Raw genomic sequence first — 4887 nt, 5'->3', positions numbered from 1 at the left:
TTGAAGCTGAGTCGCTCACGATTACAACCCTCCTTTTTTGGCACCATACTCGAACAGTTCGTCGACACTATTAATTACTTTAACCCCTACCTTTTCGTAAGCTTTGATCTGCTGCGGCTTAACCACTTTCGGAGCAAAAAGTATGACCTCCTTACGATCAGGGTTGAGCATAGTGTTATTTTGTAATTTCTGTAACTGTTCGATTTTTCCAGGCTTCGGACTGCTGGCAATTTCAATGATAAAGCGAGGTGTTTCAGCATCAATCTCGCCAATGCCAACAGGCTTCCCATCAACAAAACCAGACCTGAATTTGCTTTGATAATCCAAAAGCATCCCTTTTTCGCTCAATGCCCTTCCAACTTGTCCCTCTAATACCTCTCCCATCACATTTGATTTAAGCGCCCAGTCAATTTCATTATCAAATCTTCCTGGAACAACCGTAAGAGGTCTCCCGGCCAGCCCGGCTTCGCTATCAACTGTGCCAGCCCAATTTTTGCCCACACTCAGCTCACCGGACTTAGCTGAAGCCTTTGTAGCTGCTCCCAATTCTGCTGCGCCCTCAGCCCCCTTGGCTAGCCCTCCTAGGTTGCCTACCGCACCTGCTCTGCCCGCAGGAATCATCGCCAACGCAAACTCAGCAGAACTCTTTGCCGCCAACCTGGCCCTGGCGACTTCATCGCCTTGGAGCAGATACAGGAAACCCTGCGCTTCGTCGTGGGTATTAGCCTCTGGTCCACGCCCAGATACCAAAGCGACTAACCCATTGGCCATTCGCGAGCTGACACCGGGGAAGTCGGTAACAAGGCCCATGCCAAGCGCCCAGAACCCACGAGCCGTATTCGCTGCCCCCTCACCCAATCCCTGGGGAATTCCTGTTCCTGCGCCCTCCAGCAGATCGCCAAGCGACGAGTTATAACCAAGGTTTTTCCGATAAAAGTCGTGTTGCTGGTTCACGACGGGATCCAACTTGCCGACTAGGTACTCTTCATTGATCTCAGATTTGTTGTAGCTGCCGGAATTATTGACGCGATAGTCCTGAAGTAAACGAACAGTTTCGTCAGGCGTATAAGTCTTTTTCGCACCGGCGATAACAGGCACGTCACCCATTTCAACTCGCTTGCTGTAGCTATCCCCTAAGGGCGCTAGCGCGATCCCCAAGTATTTGAGTGTGAGTGGATCCGGCTGATCCTGATGATCGCCAACGACTTTGTTCCAAGTCGCATCGACGTAGTACACAAGCCCTCTGGCCAAGCGCTTCTCAGCCTCGGCCGTAGTGATCCCGGCCTCAGCCGCCAACGCACTGACTTGTGTCTTCAGCGCCATAACTTCCGCAGGGTGCATCTGACGGTTGAACATTTCGACTTTGGCCGCACTGTTCCCTCCGACTGCAGCCCCGGACAGACCAGCACCCGAGCCCGCACCAGCGCCGATGCCTGTAGCGATCAGCACGGAAATGGCGTCTCGGTTCTGTCGCTCAACAATGGTGTTTTTCAGCGCATCCGTGACAATAGGCGTCAAGGCCGCAGAAGCTCCCGCGCCCAACGCGCCGCTCTGCACACTGCCACTGGACAGCCCCATAGCCGCGCCTGCCAACGCGTGCAACATCACACGTGCCGCACCGCCTTCAGCCCAAGCCGCCCGAGTGGCCGCATCTGCCTTCGGATCAGTCGCGCGTGAGTGGGCGTAATCACCAATTTTGTTGAAGATATCGCTGGAGGCCGTGTTGGCAACGATGCCAACCGTCGTTCCAACAGGTGCACCACCCAGCCCTGCCGCGATCAAACCAGTAGCAATGTCAGCCATTAACTTCTTGTCGCCACCGACCTGCCAGCGCTTGGCTTCCGCATAAGCGGCATTCGCTGCGAGCACCGTTCCAGCGGCATCCGGCGAACCGGTTTCGGTCTGGGTTTTGGCTTTATCGGCCAGTGCTTTCGCCTCATCCGCCTTCGCCTTGCCCACCGCACTGATCACCCCACTGGCCAACTGCGCCGAGCTTTGGATCAGGTCAATACGCTCTTGCATGGCCTTTTCATCAGGCCGGTCAAGTTTCTGATTGGCATTGGCGGTGTCACGGTTCAGCCCCACCAGGTCATTGGCGCCTTCGGCATTGCGAACCACAATCGTGCCTTCGCTGACCGCGCTACGGGTGTAGCTATGGTCTTTCTCCTTGAGCGCTATCGGGATGCTGCCGCCCATCGACGCACCGCTGGTACTGCTGGAAGACACCGAAATACCAGCAGACTGACTTTTGATCTCGCTGACATTCTTGATATCGCTGACGATCAGCCGATCCGTGCTGAGCCGGTTCTTATCAGCTGACGCCTCACTGGCAATCACCGCGCCTTGCAAGGTGGTGGTCTTGCCGACATTGATGTCGTAGCCGCCCGTGCCCGCATACAAACCGCTCTGGTCGGTCACGCCCTTGTAGTCGCTGTTCATATTCGCGGCGGCAAGGTTCGCCGAGCCCGCTACGGTAGAGCCATAGCAGAACGGAGGGACGCAGATACTGGCGCCGAAGCCTGCGCTGCTCTGTTTGCTGCGCGACGACTCGGTGTCCTGGAGGGAGATGATATTGAGGTTGCCGCCAATATCTGCCTTGATACGGTCCGCACGAACCTGGGCGCCTTTGAGGGTGGTATCGCCACCGCTTTGTAACAACAGGCTGCCTGTATCGAGGGTGCTATTGACCTGAGTGACGGAGTTACCGTTGCCATTGTTCTTGGCACCCTGCGCTCCGAGGTCGAGGGTGAAGCCGTTTTGCTCGCCAATATTGAAGCTGGCGCCAATGGCGGTTTTATTTTTCGACCCTTCGTTTTTGCGGTCGGTGGTGTTCTGTGCGCTTTGCATCAACACATCGTTTTTGGCTAACAACAACGTGTTGGCGGCTTTCAAGCTGCTGCCGGTGATCTGGATATCACCCTGAGTACCCGCCGCTGCGCCCGTGGCAACGATCGACAAGTCTTGCCCTGCGTTGAGCGTGCTCTGCTTGGCGGTGACACTGTTGAATTCGCTGCTGTTCTTGCTGCGGTTATTGGCCAGTTCAGTACCGATCTTGATCAGCGAACCGTTGCCGGGCGTGCCGCCGGTTTTGTTTTTGAAGCCGGAGCTTTGCGCATTGGCGTCCGAAGCCTGGCCATTCAGGTTGTAGGCGGCGAGGGCTGCCTGGGCGATTTTGACTGCCTTGAGTCGTGGGTCATCAGCACTACGTGCCGCTTTGACGGCGTCGCGCATGCTGGTGGCGGTGTCCACTACCGAGCCCGCGATCACCCGCCCAACCGCCAAGCTCTTGGAACTGTCCTTACTGGTCTGACTGGCAGTCTCCACACCCGAGGTAACGGTGACATTCGCCCCACTCAACTCCATGTTCTTGGTGCTCACCAGATCACTGGCCACCACCTTCAACTCACGCCCCGCCGTCAACGACACATTGCCCGCGCTCGAACCAATAGTGCTGCCGGTCAAGGTCATTTCATTGGCTGTGCCGTTGTGCTTCGAGCTGTTGATGTACAGCTTCTGGTTGCCGGTCATGTCATCCAGACCGAGCTTGTTGCCGGTCAGCACGCCGGTGAGGTCGCGATTTTTTTCCTTGTGCATGTCGGTGCGGGCGAAGGTGTTTTGCGCCGCGTCGATGGTCAGGTCGCGGCCGGCCTGGACGGCGAGGTCGCCGGTGCTGACCAGGGACGAGCCGGTGACCGTGGCATCGCGTTTGGCGGCGACCGTGACGGTTTCGCCGGAGACCATGCTGCCCATGGCGGTGGTGCGTTTTTCGTCGACTTTGTCCTGGACTTTGCTCGACTTGAGGCCGCCCCAGCTGCTTTTGCTTTCCTTGCGTTCGTGGCGGGCGCTGTCGGCGTTACTGACGGCGAGGATGTTCACGTCCTGGCCGGCCGCCAGTTGCGTGGCGCCTTTTTCAGCGGTGACGGCACTGCCAGCCAGCAGCAGGTCTGCACCCGCCACGACGGTGCTGTTTTTGCCGGCGCTGACGAGGCTGCCGACGTTGTTCACCACATCGGTTTCATCCAGGCGGAATTTTTTGCCCTGGGAGGTTTTCTTGGTCTTGCTGTAGAAGCTGTAGTCCTGGTTTTCGGCGGCTTTGAGCTCGAGGTTTTTGCCGGAGACCAGGTACGCCTCGTTGCCGGCATTGACCTGGCTGGCGACCAGTTGCAGGTTCTGCCCGGCGCTCAGGGTGGCGTCGCCGCCGGCCTTGATCACGCTGGAGACTTGCTGGACGTGGTCTTCGATGCTTTTGATTTTTTCGAGTTGTAGGTCGAATGCTGCTCGTTGGCTGCCGCGATGGCGTTGAGGTTGGCGCCGGCTCGCAGGGCGACGTTGGCCTTTTGATGCCTTGCGTGTTTTTACGCTGAGGACTTATAGTCCGCCGGTCGTCCAAAAGGGCGATCGGATTTGGCGATCCGTTGACCGTATGCGAAAGCTTTCTGCTTGCTTGCAGGGGTTTCCGTACCCGCATCGCTGCTTTATGGCAGCTGTGCGCGGGAGACCTTCGGGTCTGCCGGAACTCGGTCCCGGTTCGCCAACCTGCGTACAGCTGTCACCCATTCGTTTGGCGACGATAGGTGACAGCTTTCATTACATCGACCGAGGCTTTACCTATGAATAGATACATGCCGCTTACAGGCCATGACTCAACCATCCCCGCGCTGGTGATCGACACGCAAGCGCCCCTAGATGTTCTCTATGATGCCGCCGCGTATCGCATTCGTGCGGTGACTCAGTTTTTGGAGAACCTCGCGTTTCGGGAAGAGATCAGCAGTGATGCGATTGTGCTTCACGATTTTGCGCTGTTACTGGCAATTCCGCTGCGAGATGGGTGTGATTTGCTGGATGTGATTGGCCGGAAGTTGAACTCAAAAATCTCATAAATAAAAT

General features: G+C 56.9%; 2 protein-coding genes. One reads left to right on the top strand and one right to left on the bottom strand.

Annotated elements, in window-relative coordinates; translation table 11 throughout:
• Window positions 1-21: 21 nt before the first annotated feature.
• Window positions 22-4212, bottom strand: a complete 4191-nt coding sequence (locus tag AD670_RS31195; RefSeq protein ID WP_256243942.1) for a hemagglutinin repeat-containing protein — start codon at window positions 4210-4212, stop codon at window positions 22-24.
• A 398-nt stretch (window positions 4213-4610) separates the two neighbouring features.
• Between AD670_RS31195 and AD670_RS24375 the strand changes: the two genes are divergently transcribed.
• The gene (locus tag AD670_RS24375; RefSeq protein ID WP_256243941.1) at window positions 4611-4880 is read left to right on the top strand and encodes a hypothetical protein; all 270 of its coding nucleotides are present in this window, start codon (window positions 4611-4613) and stop codon (window positions 4878-4880) included.
• Window positions 4881-4887: the final 7 nt, after the last annotated feature.

This window comes from Pseudomonas sp. MIACH (assembly GCF_001269925.1).
Classification (GTDB): Bacteria; Pseudomonadota; Gammaproteobacteria; order Pseudomonadales; family Pseudomonadaceae; genus Aquipseudomonas.
The sequence above is the reverse complement of the archived record's forward strand: the minus strand, read 5'-3'. Positions and strand labels throughout refer to the sequence as shown.